Consider the following 3,753-nt stretch of genomic DNA (forward strand, 5'->3'; position numbering starts at 1 on the left):
ACGCTGGACCGCCAGGGGCGGCTGGTCACCTGCGAGCACGCAACGAGCCGGGTGACCCGCCGCCCCTGGCGGTCCAGCGTGTTGCCATTGGCCTTGTGGCTCGGCGCGCGGAACAGCTCGATCTCGCCTTCGGCACTGCGGCGATACATCCGACTTTCCGGAATGTCGGAGAAGACCAGCCATTTCTCGTAGGGGTGCCAGACCGGCCCTTCTAGGAAGCCGAAGCCGCTCGCCAGGGTCTCAATGGTCGCATCGCCGACGACATCGTCGAAGCCGGAATGGCGCGCACGCGCCGACACCGACATCATCGGCTCCCGGCGCGAACAGCCGTGCTACTCCGCATGGTGACGAATGGCATGAGCGCTTCCCGTTATAGTCTTCTTGTTGGGGCAGAGCGTAGGCGCGGTACCGACGAGCCGATACGGGTCAAAGCGCACGGTCGACTGTGCGTTTGCACAGTCGGCCGTGCCTATCGAGCACAGGATAGCGACGACGTCAGATCAGGGCCGGCGACCACTCCGCAAAAGCGCGGTCAAGGTTGCGCTCGCGCACGCCACAGCCACGAGCACGACCACGCCTGCAGCGTTGGACTCCTGTTGTGTTCGAGCCGAGTCGTGCTGCGCGGGTAAAGGGCTGTGAACCAAGGTTTTCAGATCGGACCGGCTGCCGTGCCGAACGGAATAGGCGCGCGTGAACTCGGCACCGAGGAGGAAAATTTCCGACGAGTAGTAAACCCAGAGCAGTATGACGAGCAGGCCGCCAGCGGCGCCATACGAAGACGCAACCGCGCTGGTGCCGATATACCAGCCGATAAGCGATTTCCCAAGTGTGAACAGGGCCGCGGTCCCGACAGCGCCAATTGCCACATCGCGCCATTCCAGGGTTCGATCGGGTAGAACCTTGTAAATGGCGGCAAACATCACGGAGATAAGTGCAAACGAAACGACGCCGTTGATCCCGCTGAGTATGATCGTTCCAAACGGCAGATGGGCGTTGATGAAATCGCCCAGTGCCGAAATCGCGGCGCTTGCGATGAGAGAGACCAGCAACAGGAACCCGAGTGCGGCCACCAACCCGAGGCTGGCGGCCCGCGCCCGCACCAGACGCGACAGGGAGTTGCCCTGCGGTTCGATCTTCCAGATTGTGTTCAACGACTGCTGCATTTCGCCGAAGACACCAGACGCGGACACCAGCAAGGTGACCAGCCCTATGATCGCGGCCCAGGTGCCGTACAGGCTGCCGGATGCACTTTCCAGCGCAGTCTTCAGGAGATCGGCGCTTTCCGGTCCCATGAGCCCTGATATCTGCGCGGACAAGGCCAATTGTGCGGCATCGTGGCCGAAGACGAGACCAGCAATCGCAACCACGATCAGCAAGATCGGCGCCAGCGAGGTGGTGGCATAGAAAGCCATCGCAGCACCATGGCTAAGCGCATTGTCGTTGATGAAGCCGACTATGCTTTCACGCACCAGGTGCCATGAATCTGTGATTGAGGGTCGCACTTCGGGTCCGCAGGCATTGAGTTGGCGTTCACTAGCAATGCGCCTGACCTTCCGAAGTTCCGGGGCGTGGCCGCCGCTGTTCAGTGCTCCGCCAGCCAGGCATCGAGCCGGTCCTGTTCGCGGCGCAGTGCGTCGATGTTGATCAGGCCACGCGCCATGGCGAGATAGATCGCCCGCGTCCGCGAGTTGAACACGGAAGCATCGCCGACGCCGTCCTCCGCCGGCACGATGCCGAGCTTGTCGTAGCAGTGCTTGATGCGGCTCTGCGCACCACGGATCGACAGGCCGCGCCGCGCCGCGATCGCCCGGTCGGTCAGGCCGAGCGCGATGTCGATCAGGCTCTCATATTCGCCGTCGGTGATGCCCTCGAACTTGTCCTGCACGCGGTGCTGGATGCCGCGGATTTCGCGGTCGATGATGCAGTGGCCTTCGCGGAAAACCCCGCGCAGCGCGGACCGCATGCCCTCCTCCGTCGCCGATTTGAGCACATAGCCGTAGACCGAACCGGGCGGCACGATGCGCGCCACGCCGCGCACATAGGCTTCGTCGGCGAAATTCGACCAAAACAGGATGTGCGTGCCGGCGCGGCGGTTCCAGATCGCCTTGGCAACTTCGATTCCCGTCGCCTTGGGCATCTGCAAATCGAGCACGACATGCAGTGGCTCGCGTTCGGCCGCCAGGTTGATGGCGTCCTCGCCGTCGCTCGCTTCGATCACCTCGACGTCGCCGGGCCACAGCTGCTCCACCGTTCGCCGCGCGAAGCTACGGTGCAGCCCGTCATTCTCGGCGATCATCACAAGCATCACATGGCCTCCGATACGGCGAACTCGCCAGGCACCGCTGCAGCCGCCGCCAATTCTCGCGACGGCTGGCGGTCGATCTCGACGACGACACGGGTGCCGCCGTTCTTGCGGCCGGCCTGGCCGATACGCAGCCGCGCCCCGATAAGGGCTGCCCGCGTGTGCATATGGCCGATGCCGCCATACGCGGCCGGGTCGACGGTGCCGCAGCCTTGGCCGTCATCCGTCACGATGACCCGCAGCACGCTCGCGGTCGACGCCAACAGCACGTCGATGCGGTGCGGCGCGGCATGGCGAACGGCATTGTTGATCGCTTCCTGCACGATCCGGTAGAGCGCGGTCCGCACTGGCTCGGCCAGGCTGTCGGCACCGCCGTCGCTGGTGTCGGCGATGCGCACGGCGATCGGCGGCTTGGCCTTGCTGACACTGCGGTTGAGATGTGCTTCGACCGCATCGCGCAGGCCGAACAGTTCGAGCACGCTCGGCCGCATGGCGTCGACGATGTGGCGCAGTTCCGTCAGGCAGCCGGCGACCTCCTGCTCGAGGTCGGCAAGCTGCGCGGCCCGCGCCACGCCCTGGCCGCGAAGGGCCGAAAGCTGGCGGGCGATGCGGGCGAGATCGGCAAGCGTCTGGTCGTGCAGGTCCATGGCCATGCGGCGGCGTTCGCGCTCCATGCCCTCGGTCAATTGCGAGGCGCCGACGCGCAGCAGTTCGACGCGGTTGCGCGCGTCGCTTTCGGCCAGCATGGCGCGGCGCGCCTCCTCGGTCTGGATCAGCGCGAAGATATAGGGCGCGATCAGATCGGCGCATTGCTGGGCAACCGCGACATCGGCAAGCGTGTAGCAGCCGATTTCGTGCCGGCTGATGTTGAGCGCGCCGATGACGCTACCGCGCGCCCTGAGCGGCACGATGATGCGGCTGCGCAGCTTGGCCGCGAAAATCGGCTCGTCGAAAGCGCCGGCAAAATGAAAACGGTCGTCGACAAGCGCGTTGTCCGACAACAGGTAAGGCGTCTTGCCCCACAACACGAAGCGAATCGGACTGCCTTCCACCGGATGCTGGGCGAGCTCGCTCCAACTGGTGTGGAAACCGGCTTCGTAGCAGGCATGCATGCGCCCATCGTGAGACAGCACAGCCAGATCGATATGGTCGTGCGGGATGAGCGTGCCGATCTCGATGGCGGTCGCGCGGAACGCCGTGCCGGGATCGATATGGCCGGCAAGCGCCCGCGATATCGCCAGCAGCCGGTCGATCAGGACCAGGGACACTTCCGCCATTGCTTTCACGATCCTCCCGTGCCGCGAAATAGTGGACGCATGCCGCCGCCGCTGTCAACGACGGCGCCGTTGGCTATAGGAATTTTTTCTTGACTCGGTGATCTCAGCTATGGTACATTTTTGGCCATGGTGCTGATTTGCGCCAGTGACCCGCCGCACAGGCGGGTTTTTCGC

Annotated in this window: 3 protein-coding genes and 1 pseudogene; all 4 read right to left on the reverse strand. The window is 64.4% G+C overall.

Annotation, left to right across the window (positions count from 1 at the left end; genetic code table 11):
• Positions 1 to 305: pseudogene (locus EN750_RS23275) on the reverse strand (SMP-30/gluconolactonase/LRE family protein); the annotation flags it as partial.
• Between the two features lie 195 nt (positions 306 to 500).
• Positions 501 to 1,469: a YihY/virulence factor BrkB family protein gene (locus EN750_RS23280; RefSeq protein ID WP_245482779.1), complete on the reverse strand. Its 969-nt coding sequence runs from the start codon at positions 1,467 to 1,469 to the stop codon at positions 501 to 503.
• A gap of 113 nt (positions 1,470 to 1,582) precedes the next feature.
• Entirely contained in the window at positions 1,583 to 2,305 is a 723-nt protein-coding gene (locus tag EN750_RS23285; RefSeq protein WP_127397769.1) for a response regulator transcription factor, read from the reverse strand.
• Positions 2,305 to 3,579, reverse strand: a complete 1,275-nt coding sequence (locus EN750_RS23290) for a histidine kinase (protein ID WP_127397770.1) — start codon at positions 3,577 to 3,579, stop codon at positions 2,305 to 2,307. The genes EN750_RS23285 and EN750_RS23290 overlap by 1 nt, the downstream gene beginning before the upstream one ends.
• Positions 3,580 to 3,753 lie beyond the last annotated feature (174 nt).

The sequence above is a fragment of the Mesorhizobium sp. M7A.F.Ca.ET.027.03.2.1 genome, assembly GCF_003999175.1.
Lineage (GTDB): Bacteria > Pseudomonadota > Alphaproteobacteria > Rhizobiales > Rhizobiaceae > Mesorhizobium.

Bases quoted from the DNA above. Each gene is read 5' to 3' on its own strand.
- EN750_RS23285 (WP_127397769.1), bottom strand. From the start codon at position 2,305: ATGCTTGTGATGATCGCCGAGAATGACGGGCTGCACCGTAGCTTCGCG.
- EN750_RS23290 (WP_127397770.1), bottom strand. From the start codon at position 3,579: ATGGCGGAAGTGTCCCTGGTCCTGATCGACCGGCTGCTGGCGATATCG.